General features: G+C 41.5%; 10 protein-coding genes. 7 read left to right on the top strand and 3 right to left on the bottom strand.

The features are described from left to right. The first annotated feature begins 17 nt into the window (after positions 1-17). From AAC855_RS18425 to rluB, 4 genes are all read left to right on the top strand, one after another. Positions 18-5000, top strand: a complete 4983-nt coding sequence (locus AAC855_RS18425) for a trypsin-like serine protease (protein ID WP_340611500.1) — start codon at positions 18-20, stop codon at positions 4998-5000. Between the two features lie 277 nt (positions 5001-5277). Continuing rightward, positions 5278-6156 (top strand): RNase RNM, encoded by an 879-nt coding sequence (gene rnm / locus AAC855_RS18430; RefSeq protein ID WP_340611501.1) that lies wholly within the window; start codon positions 5278-5280, stop codon positions 6154-6156. Positions 6157-6167: 11 nt separating this feature from the next. Then, the gene (locus tag AAC855_RS18435; RefSeq protein ID WP_340611502.1) at positions 6168-6788 is read left to right on the top strand and encodes an L-threonylcarbamoyladenylate synthase; all 621 of its coding nucleotides are present in this window, start codon (positions 6168-6170) and stop codon (positions 6786-6788) included. A 62-nt stretch (positions 6789-6850) separates the two neighbouring features. Then, positions 6851-7774: a 23S rRNA pseudouridine(2605) synthase RluB gene (gene rluB, locus AAC855_RS18440; RefSeq protein ID WP_340611503.1), complete on the top strand. Its 924-nt coding sequence runs from the start codon at positions 6851-6853 to the stop codon at positions 7772-7774. An 82-nt stretch (positions 7775-7856) separates the two neighbouring features. Here the strand turns inward: rluB and cobO are convergent, their stop codons facing one another. Further along, positions 7857-8453 (bottom strand): cob(I)yrinic acid a,c-diamide adenosyltransferase, encoded by a 597-nt coding sequence (gene cobO, locus AAC855_RS18445; protein WP_340611504.1) that lies wholly within the window; start codon positions 8451-8453, stop codon positions 7857-7859. Then, positions 8453-9217, bottom strand: coding sequence for a YciK family oxidoreductase (locus AAC855_RS18450; RefSeq protein WP_340611505.1), 765 nt, complete (start codon positions 9215-9217; stop codon positions 8453-8455). The genes cobO and AAC855_RS18450 overlap by 1 nt, the downstream gene beginning before the upstream one ends. 267 nt (positions 9218-9484) lie before the next feature. Between AAC855_RS18450 and sohB the strand changes: the two genes are divergently transcribed. The 3 genes from sohB to cysB all read left to right on the top strand — a co-directional run bounded on the left by sohB (position 9485) and on the right by cysB (position 15012). Next, a complete protein-coding gene (gene sohB, locus AAC855_RS18455; protein WP_340611506.1) occupies positions 9485-10531 on the top strand; it encodes a protease SohB in 1047 nt (348 codons plus the stop codon). A 564-nt stretch (positions 10532-11095) separates the two neighbouring features. Then, positions 11096-13693, top strand: coding sequence for a type I DNA topoisomerase (topA, locus tag AAC855_RS18460; RefSeq protein ID WP_340611508.1), 2598 nt, complete (start codon positions 11096-11098; stop codon positions 13691-13693). A 344-nt stretch (positions 13694-14037) separates the two neighbouring features. Further along, positions 14038-15012 carry an HTH-type transcriptional regulator CysB gene (gene cysB / locus AAC855_RS18465; RefSeq protein ID WP_340611510.1) on the top strand — a complete coding sequence of 325 codons (975 nt, stop codon included), beginning with the start codon at positions 14038-14040 and terminating at the stop codon, positions 15010-15012. A 93-nt stretch (positions 15013-15105) separates the two neighbouring features. Here cysB and AAC855_RS18470 read toward each other — a convergent pair whose 3' ends face one another. Then, positions 15106-15777: a hypothetical protein gene (locus AAC855_RS18470; protein WP_340611511.1), complete on the bottom strand. Its 672-nt coding sequence runs from the start codon at positions 15775-15777 to the stop codon at positions 15106-15108. Positions 15778-16077: the final 300 nt, after the last annotated feature.

Here is a 16077-nt window from a genome sequence, read left to right on the forward strand (position 1 = left end):
TATTTAAGGAGATTGGAATGATTATTGTTAGAACTCTATTTATATTATTATTGTATTTTTTACATTTTAGTCATTCACTTGGTCATTCACTTGCCGAAAGTGAATTAAAATCCCCCCCCTTGAAAGCTATTGCAGGAGGAGAGGAAAGTTGTAAGGATACTGGTAGTGATAAATGCAAATCTTGGGTTGTGAATATTTATTACATTGATAATAATAATAAAGAACATCCTTTATGTACTGGGTCATTGATTGCACCAAACTATGTTTTAACCGCAGCACATTGTAAACAAGAAAAAGCCAAAAGTTATTATGTGGTTAGTGCATATGATAAAGCAAAAAAAGTTTCTGCATCCGCCACTAATTTTCATATAGGCGTTGCTATAGATGATAAACATGATTTCGCGATTCTAGAGTTGAATAACCCATTGAAATTAGATGAAAAATATGGTCGTGTTCGTCGGTTTTTCAATTATGATGCAGCTTATGAAAAATTAAATAGCACTTATTATCAAGCTTCTGTCTATGGATATGGTGTTAGAGGAATTGATAAAACAACCGGAAAGCAGCAACTTAATAGTGATAACTCACAATACCGTGCTGATGTTGTTATTATTTCTCCAGCTCGTGATACACAGAATAAAAATGGATTGATTATAAAAGCAAATCAAAAAGAGGGACTAAAACCAGGAATAATTCAACAAGGTGATTCTGGAGGTCCTATTATATGGAACGATACAATTATTGGTGTTTCTTCCTTTGGGTTTGATGCTTTTAATGTAAATCAGGAAAGTGATAATAGACGTAATTATCCTTTTTCAGCAATATCAGATGTCACCGGGAAGCATAATGATACTGGTTTTGTAAAAAAAATTTATCCGGGTGAATGGTTTTCTCAAATCATGAAACAAATATGGATTGATAATCCAGATTGGAATGCTCATTTAAGAAAACGAGGTCAGGATATTCTTGTTAAGGGATGGGGTAAGAAAGGAAGTAGAATTGAATTAATTTATTCTATTGATAAAAAGGAAGACAAGACAGTAGAATGTAAGAATCCTGTTGGTGTTGATGGCAAATGGGAATGCTCTATTCCACATAATGATGTTTTTACAGAAGATGTAAATAAAGAAGATGAATATTATGTAATTATTAAAGCAAGAGAATTATCCGGTAGAGGGTTACTATGGAGAGAGGACATTGTACAGGCAAAAATCCCCTCCATTTCGAATGAGTTTGGTATAGTTTATCCAGCAAATAAATCAATTGTGTCTACTGAAGATTTTACAATACGTGGATATGCTGATCCTGAGTCAATGGTTGAACTTGTTCTGAAATCTAATATAGAAGAAGATGTTGAATTCACTCAAGACAAAATATGTAAAGGCATTAGAGATAATAACCTAATAAAAACAACAGACTATGGATTTTGGTCGTGTACTATAAATCATTCAGTTATTAAAAAAATTGATAGTCCGAGTGAGGAAAGGCCATGGAATTATAAAATAACAGCCGCTCAAAGGAGTAATAATTTAAATGTTTATGATCAAGTTGATATACTTTTTCAGCCAAAAAAAAATAAAAAACCAGAGATTGCAAATATTAATACTAGTAATGAAAAATATAACAAGGAGTTATCTTTTAACTTAAATTTAGATAATGGGTCAATATTTTTTTGTTTTTTTAATCAGGTGGATTTGAATTGTGGTAATGATAATAATAAGGATAAAAAATTTATTCTTAATAAATTACGTAGTGAGAAAAATAGCGAAGATTCGATGGTAAATATCTTTGCAATACAGAATATTGATAATGTTGATCCGCTTGACTCAGTATTATGGAACCAAAAATTAAGAGTGGGAGGGTATTTAAGTCCAAGATTTGATAAAAAAAATGATATTAATAATCCGTCAAATGAAAATATTAAAAAATTTGAAGGCCATGGAGGTGATAAAAACACATATACTTCACCAAATGGTGATGTGATTTTACCATCCGAATATTCTATCTACATGAAAGATGAGGGTAAAGAAACTTTCTCTCCGATAAAATTAGATGGAACTCAAGATTTTTTGCCTATTTCACTAGAAAATAGTCCTCCTACTTGGAAGATTAAATTACCAGATATTCAATTAAAAGACGGGCTTTACTATATCGAAGTGGCGGATAAATATCATCCATTGGGACTGAGGGAATTTAAAAAATATTGGGGAAGTTCACCTTTTGACAGAAGTTATTTTCTGATAAAAACACCTGAAATTGAGACTAAAACACCTTCCAAAGGAGAGACGATTACTGAAGGAACGCCAAGTTATGTAACTGGTAGTTCTAATGTTCCCGGCGATGAAGTTGATGTTAAAAGGCGTAAAATAGATCATTCTTTATTTAAATCGGAGGAGAATAACCAAAATCTGGCTAAAGAGACGACTATTTGTACCGGAGCGGTTGTCAGTGACAATGGTAATTGGGAGTGTGAAGATCCAATCATTTTTCCTGTGGGAACTTATGAAATAACTGCCGAATTAATGAAAAAAGGTAAAGTTGTTGCCAAGGATACTACACGTCTGACTATTGAAGATGATGATCCGGATGACCCGGATGATCCGGACAAGGAAAAATTTGAAGTAGAGAATCCTAAAGATAAGTCAACGGTTGATCCGGATAATCCCATTCGCATTTCTGGCTCATTAAGTGGCTCAGGAGGCAGTGGAGGTGGAGGAGGTTTTGGTGGCTTTCTCAGTGAAATATCTGGAGCGATTTTCGGCAGCGTTTCTTCATTAGCTAACTCTCTATTCAGTACTGGCCTTGGTTACTTTTGGAATTTGGTTATTCAGCCTGATGCTATTTCAGGTGGAGATACTTATACGATCAAATTACAGGAAACACATAATAAAGCACATGTCGGAGATCCTATCACTTGGCATTTTACTGTCCCTATACGTATTACCTCTCCTGCCAAGGGTGCTCAATATAGGCTAGATGATGGGATATCCATTGAAGGTCAGGGAAGCCCTAATCAATTAATTATCGTTACAGGGGCAAAAGAATTTTTACCGCCAAAAAATATGACACTCCCGAGATCTAATGAGGGAATAATCTGTTCTGCTACTGTGGATTCAAAAGGGAAATGGGCCTGCCCTAATCAACCTGTATTATTGGCATTAAATGAAGGGACGTTTTATATTTATGCGGCTCAGTATAAAGAAACAGAATCGACGGCATTTGGGGGGAATTATGAAAGAACGTCTCAGGTTACGCGCAGATATGTCGTCGCCAAAACAAAAATAGATATTACTTATCCTACTCATGGCGCAAAAATAACGACTCTCCCTTTTACAATTGAAGGCACGGGGGAAGAAAATGCAAACGTATACATCAAAGGGTTTGGTAATGCTAAAGATTGTATTACCACTGTTGAGGCATCAGGGAAATGGTCTTGTGGGCCTTATCACCCGGAAGAGGGGAAATATACCGTATCCGCAGAGCAGTTTATTGATGATACACAAAATTCACATTCATCCGTTTCTTTTGAAGTCCAGACTAAAACCACTCAATCAGTGGCTATCACGCAACCACATAACGGTGGCTTATATCAGTATCGCGCAAATATCTTGCCAACGGGTACCGGAGTACCGGGAACGGTAATATGTCTGGATATAAAAGAATTGGCGCAGGTTTGTCAGAATGGCATCACTGTAGATGATAAAGGGCATTGGCAAGGAATCAGCGGTTTAGATACCTCCGCCAAGGGAGAACAGAAATTGGTAGCAACCGCCTTTTTGGATAAGGCGAAGCAATCCACCGCAAAAGTAGCATTTTATGTGGGAGAAGATGCACTAACAGTACAGTTCCCTAAAGAAGACGAAGTGATAAAAACCCCTTCATATACTTTTAGTGGCACGATGCAGGAGAATGTTAACTCAGTGACAGTCAAAGCATTCGCTGATCATGATGAGTGCTCCGCGAAGCTCAATAAACATAATTATACATGGACATGCGGGCCTTATAGTTCTGTGCCGGGAGATTATCATGTGACGGTTGTGGATGATATCGGCTCCCATGTTAATCGGAGTTTTAAAGTGCGCTATGGGAATAATTTGCAAATGCGCATACTGACACCCGAAGAAGGGGCGCAAATCAAAACTCCAACCTATACCATCACCGGTAAAGGACAAGTTGGTGCTCTTATCACCGTACATATTTCAGACACACTGGTTGCAGACACGCTGAGTTGTAGTGTTTATGTTGATGAATATCAGAATTGGTCTTGTCCGGTAATGGAATCAATTCCGGGCACATATAAGCTCAAGGCCCAGCAATGGGTAGATAATGTGGCATCAGGGAAGCCTGTTATACGCAATTTTGATGTGATCTATATGCGCGATATTACGATTAATCCTGTGGCTGATCCTATCTGTACAGCCTCAAATGAAACTATTTCTATTCCAATTACAGGTACAGCAACAAAAGGTGCTGATATTTCTTTATCAGTAGGTGGAAATGCCCATAAATGCGGCCCTGTACAAGTTTCAATAACAGATGGATCATGGAGCTGTACTCTGGAGAATGTAGCGCCGGGAATGTATCAGGTAAAAGCGAAGCAGACTATTACAGTGAATGGTCATACCTATGAAAATAAGAAAGTAGATGATGTGAATGCGGCTATTTTGAATATCTCCCAACCAGTAAATGAGGGGATTCTTTCTGCATATAGTGCTCCAATAGATACGCCTATAGGGGGGTATTCACAACCGAAAATGGAAGTGTCATATGATATCCTGAGTTATGGAGAGAGTCATATGTGTCATAGAGCTAGCGAGACAATGATATCAGGAAATGTTAGTACAGGTAGCACAAGTGCTGATGATAAGGGGTACTGGAGTTTTGATGTAAACCTTAAACATTTCGGCTGGTACAAATTAACAGTTTCTAGTTCGGGAACATTTTGTGGGAAACCCATTCAGGCTGAAAGTAAGTTTTGTTATCATCGATATATGAAATAAATGCCTTATCTTTTTATTGCTACTTATTGCTACTTATTACTACGATTCGATAAAAAATAGAAACAATGGATAGCCATGTTATTTTGACCCTATCGAACCTGATATGATTATCATCGTTTGATAGGGTTTCTCTTTTTCATCTAAATAACGAAGTCTATTCGGCATTTAGCCCCTGCAACCGCCATCACTGTGTTATCATTCCCGCTTTGTACGTCATATCGCCTGATAGCTGATAGACAGTGCGCCTGCTTTTCATCCAACACACAGGTAAAGAACAATGACTGAAGCCATTAGTGAAATGACAAAACGCTATGATCTACATAGTCATACGACTGCTTCAGACGGCGTTTTATCACCTGAACAGCTCGTGGACAGAGCGATTTCCATGGGCATTCATGTACTGGCAATGACGGATCACGATACAACGGCAGGTATTCCAACGGCTTTGAACCATATTAGGCAGAATCAGCTGCCTCTGGCGTTGATCTCCGGCGTTGAAATTTCGACGTTATGGCAAAATATGGAAATTCATATTGTCGGGTTAAATGTTGATATTAACTCTGTTGCCTTAAAAACATTCCTGTCTGATCAGGTTCATTTAAGAAAAGAGCGAGGCATTGAAATCGGGCATCGGTTAGCTAAAGCGGGCATTCCCGATGCTTGGGAAGGTGCATCCCGGCTAGCTAATGGTGGACAGGTCACTCGTGGGCACTTCGCCCGTTATTTGATTGAAGCGGGGATCGAGCCGACAATTCAGCGGGTTTTCAAAAAATATCTGGCGAAAGGAAAAATCGGTTATGTTCCGCCTCAATGGTGTACAATCGAGCAGGCAGTTGAAACCATTCATCAGGCCGGAGGACAGGCAGTGATTGCTCATCCCGGTAGATATGGTTTGTCAATGAAATGGCTGAAACGCTTAATTATCTGGTTTAAACAACATGGTGGTGATGCAATGGAAGTTGCACAATGCCAACAAGCACCTAATGAAAGGCAACAACTTGGTCAACTGGCAAGAGAATATGGGCTGAAAGTATCATTAGGGTCTGATTTTCACCAGCCTTGTTCATGGATAGAACTCGGTCGTAATTTGTGGTTACCCGGTGATGTTGTACCGATATGGCACGATTGGTCACAGGACGGGGCTGCATCGAAGTAGAGGTTATTGTTATGAGCCAGTTTTTTTATATCCATCCTGATAATCCACAGACGCGTCTTATTGACCAGAGTGTGGAAGTATTAAAAAAGGGCGGAGTTGTTATCTATCCTACTGATTCAGGTTATGCCATTGGCTGCTGCCTCGAAAACAAGGAAGCAATGAACCGTATATGCCGTATTCGTCAACTGGATGGACGGCACAATTTTACGCTGGTATGTCGTGATTTATCAGAAATTGCGACTTATGCCCATGTAAGTAATCAGGCATTCCGGCTAATTAAGAATAATACGCCCGGTAATTACACATTTATTTTACAGGCAACAAAAGAAGTACCACGCCGTTTAATGAACGAGAAGCGTAAGACTATAGGGCTGCGTGTTCCATCGAACCCTATAGCATTAGCGTTGCTGGAGGCAATGCGTGAGCCTTTGATGTCATGTAGTCTGATTTTACCCGGAAATGATTTTGCGGAATCTGATCCGGAAGAGATTAAAGATACGCTGGGTAAACAGGTTGATTTAATCATTCACGGTGGCTATCTTGGGCAGCAACCGACAACGGTCGTGGATTTAACCGAGGATTCACCAGTGGTTCTTCGTGAAGGCGAAGGCGATGCAACGCCTTTTTTATAAGATAACCATTTAATTATTTTTTATTATACGACGCCTGTGAAGGCGACAGCAGAGGTTGCTCAATGAGCGATAAAACAGAAAAGTTACAAAAAATTCTTGCGCGTTCTGGTCATGGCTCCCGCCGTGAAATTGAAGGATACATTCAACAGGGGCGCATTAGTATTGATGGCAAGATTGCAACGTTGGGTGATCGTATTGAAGTCAAACCCGGCACAAAAATCCGCTTTGACGGTCGGATCTTAAATATCAAAGAGTCACAAAAAACAGTTTGCCGTGTTCTGGCTTACTATAAACCAGAAGGTGAGTTGTGTACCCGTCATGATCCGGAAGGTCGTCCGACAGTCTTTGACCGTTTGCCGAAAATGCAGGATGCGCGCTGGATTGCCGTTGGGCGTCTGGATATCAATACTTGTGGCCTGTTACTGTTTACAACAGATGGTGAACTGGCAAACCGTCTGATGCACCCAAGCCGTGAAGTTGAACGTGAATATGCGGTTCGTGTTTTTGGTGAAGTAGATAACGCAAAATTGCGCCAATTGACACAAGGTGTACAGTTGGAAGACGGCCCGGCTTCATTTAAGACGATTTCGTTTAAAGGTGGGGAAGGTATTAACCAATGGTATAACGTCACTCTGACGGAAGGGCGTAACCGCGAAGTCAGACGTTTATGGGAAGCCGTTGGTGTGCAGGTCAGCCGTTTGATCCGTGTTCGTTATGGTGATATTGACCTGCCAAAAGGTTTACCTCGTGGTGGCTGGACTGAATTAGGTCTGGAACAGACGAACTATTTGCGCCAACTGGTTGAGCTGAATGAAGAGACTGTATCCAAAGTCGCGGTTGAACGCGACCAACGCCGTCTTAAAGCCAACCAGATCCGCCGTGCAGTAAGGCGACATGCTCAGGTAGCTTCTCGTCCGGCAGGAAAACGTTCTGCAAGCAGTTCCCGCCAGAACACAGGAAGAAAAACGACATCTAAAGGCCGTTAATCTTCTTAGGCCGCTGTTTAGTGCTTACTGCGCTTTCAAACAGCGGCTCTCACTACTCAATGATATTTACCCGCTATATTGTTTACCAATCGATGCCTCTCTGGGCTTTGATTCCCGCATCAAAGGCATGTTTGACCGGCCGCATCTCTGTCACGGTATCGGCATATTCAAGCAACTCACGGTGACAACCTCGTCCGGTAATAATAACTGATTGACTGGCAGGACGCTGTTTCAGTGCGGTCAGAACATCGGTAAGTTCCAAATATCCATAACTGACCATATATGTGAGTTCATCAAGCACAATAAGCTGGATTGAAGGGTCGGATAACAATCTTAGAGCATGTTGCCATACTGACTGGCAGGCGTGAGTATCTGTTTCCCGGTTTTGGGTTTCCCAGGTAAATCCGGTTCCCATAACATGAAACTCAACCCCGTTTTTTTCCAGCAGATTTTTCTCTCCGTTTTCCCATGTCCCTTTGATGAACTGGATGACACAAGCACGTTGACCATGACCAACGGCACGGGTGACAGTCCCGAATGCAGCCGTTGTTTTCCCTTTCCCATTGCCAGTGAAAACCATAACAATACCGCGTTCTTGTTGTGCGGCCGCAATGCGGGCATCGACTTTTTCTTTCAGGCGTTGCTGCCTTTTTTGGTACTGGTTGTTATCTCTTGTCATTATTCGGCTGGTCCCGCTTTGCGGCCCGGTTGTGCGTCAAAACTGATACCTGAATCATGCTGGCTGTCATCTCCCATCAAATAAAGATAAACCGGCATAATATCGGCAGGTGTTTTTAATTTGGCGGAATTTTCATCAGGGAATGCACTGGCGCGCATATTGGTACGGGTTCCACCCGGATTAATGCAATTAACCCGCAGGGACGTTCCCTGATATTCCTGTGCTAAAACCTGCATCAGACCTTCTGTGGCGAACTTGGAAACAGCGTAGACTCCCCAGCCACTTCTGCCTTCACGACCCACACTGGAACTGGTAAATACCAAAGAGCCCCGGGGGGATTTCAGTAGCAGTGGGATCAGTACCTGAGTCAGCATAAATGTGGCATTAACATTCACCTGCATCACATCATGCCAAAGTTGGACGGGTTGTTCTGTGATGGGCGCGACAACCCCCAATAAACCTGCGTTATGTAATACGCCATCCAGACGGGGATAATGCTGAGCCAGCTCGTCAGCAAAAGTCTGGCATTCATGAGCCGTGACAGTTAACAGATCCATCGTATAAATAGCCGCAGGTAAGCCGCCTTCATTTTCGATTTGCTGTTTAACCGCTTCCAGTTTTGCTGTTGTGCGTCCAAGTAAAATAACCTGTGCACCATGCCGGGCATAAGTTAATGCAGCTTCACGCCCAATACCATCACCGGCACCAGTGACTAAAATGATTTTTTGTTGCAGCAGGTCATTCTTTGGTTGGTAATCTAACATCTGACTCTCTTCTATAAACGGTTTTTAAATCTGGCGGATAGATAGGTGTAGTACATAACGTCTTATCAGAACAAAACTTCGTGTTTTCGTCAAATGGGCAAAAGTTTATCTGCTTTCTTTTTGGTGGAAATAGATAAATTATATTAATTAATTTTTCTGAAGTAGATTTGACGCAACAGAAGCAAGATAAACTGTTAGAGCACTGTTTCAGGTTTTTGGTTAAAATGAAATATATATTGTTCATCATAAATGAAGAAAGGTGGATCTGTGGAGTATGTTTCTCTATACGGACTGTTCTTGGCAAAAGTAGTGACTATCGTCCTGGCAGTCGTCGTTCTGGTGGTATTTTGTATTGGCGTTGGTGTGCGTAAGACCATGCACAAAGGCGAATTGCGCCTGACCAATCTTGGTGAAACTTATAAGGAAAAACAACGTCAGATGCAGCAGGCTCGGATGAGCGAGGCAGAGCTGAAAATCTGGCAGAAGGAGCAGAAAAAACAGCAAAAAAGTGAAGCCAAGCAGAAAAAGGCTGAGGCAAAAAGTGGCCTGAAGAGCGAAGCGAAAACCAGTCTTTATGTTCTTGATTTTAAGGGCAGTATGGATGCCCATGAAGTGGACTCTCTGCGTGAAGAGATCAGCGCTGTTCTGGCTGTTGCTGATAAAAATGATGAAGTTCTGGTACGTCTGGAAAGCCCCGGTGGCGTAGTGCATGGTTATGGGCTTGCTGCATCTCAACTGGCTCGTCTGAAAAACAAAGGCATCCGGCTGACCATCGCGGTCGATAAAGTGGCGGCAAGTGGTGGTTATATGATGGCATGTGTGGCTGATCGTATTATTGCTGCACCTTTTGCCATTATCGGTTCAATTGGTGTCGTCGCGCAATTACCCAATATTCATCGGTTACTGAAGAAAAATGATGTTGATATTGAATTGCATACAGCAGGCGAATATAAACGTACTCTGACCATGTTGGGCGAAAATACCGAACAGGGACGACAGAAATTCCGGGAAGAATTGAATGAAACACATAACTTATTCAAATCGTTCATTCATGATCATCGTCCTGCACTGGAAGTCGATAAAGTAGCGACAGGTGAGTATTGGTATGGCACACAGGCAAAAGAGCTTGGGTTGATTGATGAAATTGGTGTCAGCGATGATTTTCTGATTTCACAAATTGAACACCGTGAAGTGATTGGCGTTGGCTATTCCCGCCGTAAGCGTGTCGTGGAACGTTTCATGGGAAGTGCAATGGAAAGTGCTGACAAATTGCTGATGCGCTGGTGGCAAAGAGGTCAGAAGCCACTGCTCTGACAGTAAATCTGACGATACATGCAGTAAACGCTAGATTAAACAAGGTGATATCGCTGCATTAAGGCGGATAGTATGACACGGTCAGAATGGCAGTTATATTATCCGCTCCATAAATTAAGAAAGTTTCTTCCTGCCTTATATTATCAGAACTGTCTTGAACGATAGCTTACCTTGTACAAAAATCACAGTTTTCCTAATCATTTCATTTGGTTTTTGTCGCAGCAATTGTCGCTTGACAAGAAATGTTCTAGTTTGCACCTATTCTGCTTTCCAGAAAAATAAGTTGTTGCGCATCGTTTTTTATCAGGTACAGTGTGGGCTTTTCGTCATGCAGATGGAAGATTTTGTTTACAACTGTTAGGCCATGTTATTGCATGGCATGCGTTTATGTATAAAATATCTCATATATTTCAAAGGGTTTGGTGTTTGAGCGAAAGTCTGGGATAAAAATTAGTTGATATCTTGCGAATCTATCGCAATATAAAAAGAGATCTATTTTATATACCGCAACATAACTTCGTCATTTTCGCCATCTGAAAAGAAGATAATTAGGTAAAGGTAACTATGGGTAAAGCTCTTGTTATAGTGGAGTCCCCGGCAAAAGCCAAAACAATCAATAAATATCTGGGAAATGACTACGTGGTGAAATCCAGCGTTGGTCATATCCGTGATTTGCCGACCAGTGGTACAACGAGTCAAAAGAGTTCGAGCTCATCTACCGATAAGAATAAAAAGAAAACTAAAAAAGATGAGAAAACAGCGCTGGTTAACCGAATGGGAGTTGACCCTTACCATGGCTGGGAAGCGAATTATCAGATCTTGCCCGGCAAAGAAAAAGTGGTAGCAGAGCTGAAAACACTGGCTGAAAAAGCACAGCATATTTATCTGGCAACGGACCTTGATCGCGAAGGGGAAGCCATTGCCTGGCATTTGCGGGAAGTCATTGGCGGAGACGATACTCGTTTCAGCCGCGTTGTTTTTAATGAAATTACCAAAAACGCTATTACTCAGGCTTTTGATAAGCCGGGTGAGTTAAACCTTGACCGTGTTAATGCACAACAGGCGCGTCGTTTTATGGATCGCGTGGTTGGTTACATGGTTTCACCATTATTGTGGAAAAAGGTTGCCAGAGGGTTGTCTGCTGGCCGTGTTCAGTCCGTGGCTGTTCGTCTTGTTGTTGATCGTGAACGGGAAATTAAAGCATTCGTTCCGGAAGAATACTGGCAGATATATGCGGATCTCATGGTTGAAGGGGGCGTTGAGCTTCATATGGAAGTTACCCATAAAGAGGGAAAACCATTTAAGCCAGTTAACGCTCAACAAACTCAGGCGGCTGTCTCTTTACTTGAAAAAGCCAATTATAAGATCACCGACCGTGAAGATCGCCCAACGTCAAGTAAACCGAGTGCGCCGTTTATTACTTCTACGCTGCAACAGGCTGCCAGTACCCGGTTGGGCTTTGGCGTCAAGAAAACCATGATGATGGCGCAGAAATTATATGAAGCAGGCCACATTACTTATATGCGTACTGACTCTACCAATCTGAGTCAGGATGCTTTGAACATGGTTCGCGGTTACATCAGTGATAATTTTGGTGATAAATACCTGCCTAAAGCAGCCAATATTTACAGCAGCAAAGATAATTCGCAGGAAGCTCATGAAGCTATCCGGCCGTCTAATGTTGAGATTATGGCTGAAGCACTGAAGGATATGGAAGCTGATGCCCAGAAATTATATCAGCTTATCTGGCGTCAGTTTATTGCCTGTCAGATGACCCCGGCAAAATACGATTCAACCACGCTGACTGTTCAGGCCGGTGATTTTGAACTGCGGGCAAAAGGCCGTACTTTGCGTTTTGATGGCTGGACAAAAGTTATGCCTGCTTTACGCAAAGGGGATGATGACCGTACTTTGCCTGTAGTGGAAGTAGGAAAGGGGCTTGCTTTACAAAAACTGCTCCCAAGCCAGCATTTTACTAAGCCACCGGCGCGTTTTAGTGAGGCGTCACTGGTTAAGGAACTGGAAAAACGGGGTATTGGCCGCCCATCGACTTATGCTTCAATCATTTCCACCATTCAGGATCGTGGTTATGTGCGGGTTGAGAATCGTCGCTTCTATGCGGAAAAAATGGGTGAAATTGTCAACGATCGTTTAGAAGAAAACTTTAACGAGCTGATGAGCTACGATTTTACGGCAAGAATGGAAGATCAGCTCGATCACGTTGCAAACAATGAAGCAAACTGGAAAGGCGTATTGGATGAATTTTTCGTCAATTTCAGTGAGCAATTGGATACCGCCAACAAAGATCCGGAAGAAGGCGGAATGCGCCCGAATCCGATGGTCATTACTTCTATTGAATGCCCGACTTGTAGCCGCCCGATGGGCATTCGTACGGCAACGACGGGTGTATTTTTAGGTTGTTCAGGTTATGCATTGTCTCCGAAAGAGCGTTGCAAGCAAACCATTAACCTGATCCCGGAAAATGAAATACTGAACATTCTTGAAGGAGATGATGCGGAAACAAATGCGTTGCGTGCCCGTCGTCGCTGTTCTAAATGCGGTACAGCAATGGACAGTTATTTGATTGATACCCAGCGTAAATTGCATGTCTGCGGTAATAATCCTGCTTGTGATGGCTACGAAGTAGAGAATGGCGAATTCCGTATCAAAGGCTATGACGGCCCTATCGTAGAATGTGATAAATGTGGCTCGGAAATGCACCTGAAAATGGGGCGTTTCGGCAAATATATGGGATGTACAAACGAAGGGTGTAAAAATACCCGCAAGATCCTGCGTAGTGGGGAAGTTGCACCACCGAAGGAAGATCCTGTGCCATTGCCTGAGCTGCCGTGTGAAAAGTCAGATGCTTATTTCGTTCTGCGTGATGGTGCTGCCGGTGTATTTTTGGCTGCCAGCACATTCCCGAAATCACGGGAAACACGTGCACCTTTAGTTGAAGAACTTGCTCAGTTTAAAGACCGTTTACCTGAGAAATTGCGTTATCTGGCAGAAGCTCCGGTTGAAGACCCTGAAGGGAATAAAACGGTTGTGCGTTTTAGTCGTAAGACAAAACAACAATATGTCTCTTCAGAGAAAAATGGCAAAGCGACGGGGTGGACCGCATTTTTTGTTGATGGTACATGGTTGGTCAAAGAAAAATGATGATTATTATAATGGGTTGCCAACCAACCCCTTGAAATATAATCAGACAGATATTTTATCTTTGACTTAAAATATGACTTTTTTTTCTGTAAAGCCAGTTCTCAGGACTGGCTTTTTTTTGTTTTTATGAAGAATTTAAACATAATATTTTTATAATACGTAATTAATAATCGTTATTGACTCTAATTATTTGTTATATATATATACAGCAAGTGTTATAGTGGTTATATATCTATATAAATATATTCTATATGGTTATAAGTGAATAACTGTTAGCAATATAGAGCTGATATAAACTACAAAAAACATTCGTATATAAATTACAATTTAGGGACAGTGCTGATATGAAACTACAGCAATTACGTTATATCGTTGAAGTGGTTAATCACAACCTGAATGTCTCTTCTACGGCGGAAGGATTGTATACCTCTCAACCCGGGATCAGCAAACAGGTAAGGATGCTTGAAGATGAGCTGGGTATTCAAATATTTGCGCGCAGTGGAAAACATCTGACACACGTTACACCGGCTGGTGAGGAAATCGTCCGTATTTCACGTGAAGTTCTGTCAAAAATTGATTCGATTCGCTCAGTTGCCAGTGAACACACTTACCCTGATCGAGGGTCTTTATATATTGCGACTACACACACACAGGCAAGGTATGCATTACCGCCTGTGATTAAAGGTTTTATTGAACGTTATCCTAATGTTTCCCTTCATATGCATCAGGGGTCACCAACCCAAATTGCAGAAGAGGTCTGTAAAGGGAACAGTGATTTTGCAATCGCAACTGAAGCGCTTCACCTTTATAGTGATCTCATCATGCTACCTTGCTATCACTGGAACCGTTCGGTTGTTGTCACCAAAGATCATCCATTGGCGGCAAGGCAGAATGTAACCATTGAAGAGCTGGCAGAATATCCGATTGTGACCTACACCTTTGGTTTCACCGGGCGTTCTGAGCTGGATGTTGCTTTTGATCGTGCAGGGCTTAAACCTAAAATTGTGTTCACCGCGACAGATGCAGATGTGATTAAGACCTATGTTCGTCTGGGGCTGGGAATCGGGGTTATTGCTAGTATGGCGGTAGAGCCGGTTCAGGACAGTGATCTGGTTCGCATAGACATGCGTGATAAGTTCAGTTACAGCACAACTAAGATTGGTTTTCGGCGCAGCAGTTTCTTGCGTAGTTACATGTACGATTTCATCTGGCGCTTTGCTCCCCATTTAACCCGTAATGTTGTGGATCAAGCGATTGCCTTGCGATCTAATGAAGAAATTGAAGAAATGTTCAAGGATATTGAATTACCGATTATATAAAATTGAGAGTAATTCAGTACGCAGTAAGAGAAAAGTAAAGGAAAATAGCAGTTGCTATTTTCCTTTACTTTTTGTATTTAGAGAATGAATCCTTTACTTTCTTCCCCGACTCTTACGATGTTTGCTACCTTTTCCCCTTCCTCCTGTATTTGAAGGCACAGAATGCTCCGCAGGGCTATAACCAGGCGGTGATTCATAGGCTGGTGGTGCATCGTAGGCTGGTAGTGAATCATAGGGAGGAGGACTATGTGTGGGTCTAAATGAAGGAAAAACGCTTCTGCTGGATCCTCCAGCTCCTACCCGATGCGGAACGGATGGTTGCTGTAAATTCGACGGTCCCGCAATGTTTCCACTCATATATTGTTCATAATCTAACATTGATGTAGTAGGAGGGGGAAAAGCGGAAGCACAAAACCGCATAACAACCTGTTTGTATACCGATTGAAAATGTTCTTGTGCTCTAACTTCGTTATAATCATTTGGGTCATATACTAGACTGGGTAAAATCTCAGTCATGTATAAGGTCAGGTCTATACCGTATTGATGATTTTTCCATAAAATATATCTATTTCTATCACGTATGAACCCCATGCTTGTCAATATTTGATTAATCATCTCCTCTGACATTGATAAGTTGGGAGGAGATAGTTGGTTGATATTTCTATATGTTATCTGTAATGATTTTGTCCTGTTTTCAAACCTGTTATATTCTTTGATAAATTGATTTTTATTTAAAAATTGAAAGTATTCGGTTAATAAACTCATGCATCTCTCCATAACCTTTTGTCTTTTAGGTCAGTTGCATTTACTTATTTCAATCACACATTCTTTAATTGGCTGGAGGACAATACGTTACTTCAGTGATACAACTCAAAACCCACTATATACCTTTTTATAATAGTGAGGGTATCCGCATGCGGTATCTCTTGCCTCACGTGTCACGCGGGGTAAGGGATACTCCTATCATTTTGAAAAACTATTTAGGTATAAATACTCAAAGTAATTACCATTGTCAATAGTTACCAATATATTAAATAAGAGAGGCTTATATTAATGGATGCTTAT

Source organism: Xenorhabdus bharatensis, from assembly GCF_037996705.1.
In the GTDB taxonomy this organism is placed as follows: Bacteria; Pseudomonadota; Gammaproteobacteria; order Enterobacterales; family Enterobacteriaceae; genus Xenorhabdus; species Xenorhabdus bharatensis.

Bases quoted from the DNA above. Each gene is read 5' to 3' on its own strand.
- AAC855_RS18425 (WP_340611500.1), top strand. From the start codon at position 18: ATGATTATTGTTAGAACTCTATTTATATTATTATTGTATTTTTTACAT.
- rnm (WP_340611501.1), top strand. From the start codon at position 5,278: ATGACTGAAGCCATTAGTGAAATGACAAAACGCTATGATCTACATAGT.
- AAC855_RS18435 (WP_340611502.1), top strand. From the start codon at position 6,168: ATGAGCCAGTTTTTTTATATCCATCCTGATAATCCACAGACGCGTCTT.
- rluB (WP_340611503.1), top strand. From the start codon at position 6,851: ATGAGCGATAAAACAGAAAAGTTACAAAAAATTCTTGCGCGTTCTGGT.
- cobO (WP_340611504.1), bottom strand. From the start codon at position 8,453: ATGACAAGAGATAACAACCAGTACCAAAAAAGGCAGCAACGCCTGAAA.
- AAC855_RS18450 (WP_340611505.1), bottom strand. From the start codon at position 9,217: ATGTTAGATTACCAACCAAAGAATGACCTGCTGCAACAAAAAATCATT.
- topA (WP_340611508.1), top strand. From the start codon at position 11,096: ATGGGTAAAGCTCTTGTTATAGTGGAGTCCCCGGCAAAAGCCAAAACA.
- cysB (WP_340611510.1), top strand. From the start codon at position 14,038: ATGAAACTACAGCAATTACGTTATATCGTTGAAGTGGTTAATCACAAC.
- AAC855_RS18470 (WP_340611511.1), bottom strand. From the start codon at position 15,777: ATGAGTTTATTAACCGAATACTTTCAATTTTTAAATAAAAATCAATTT.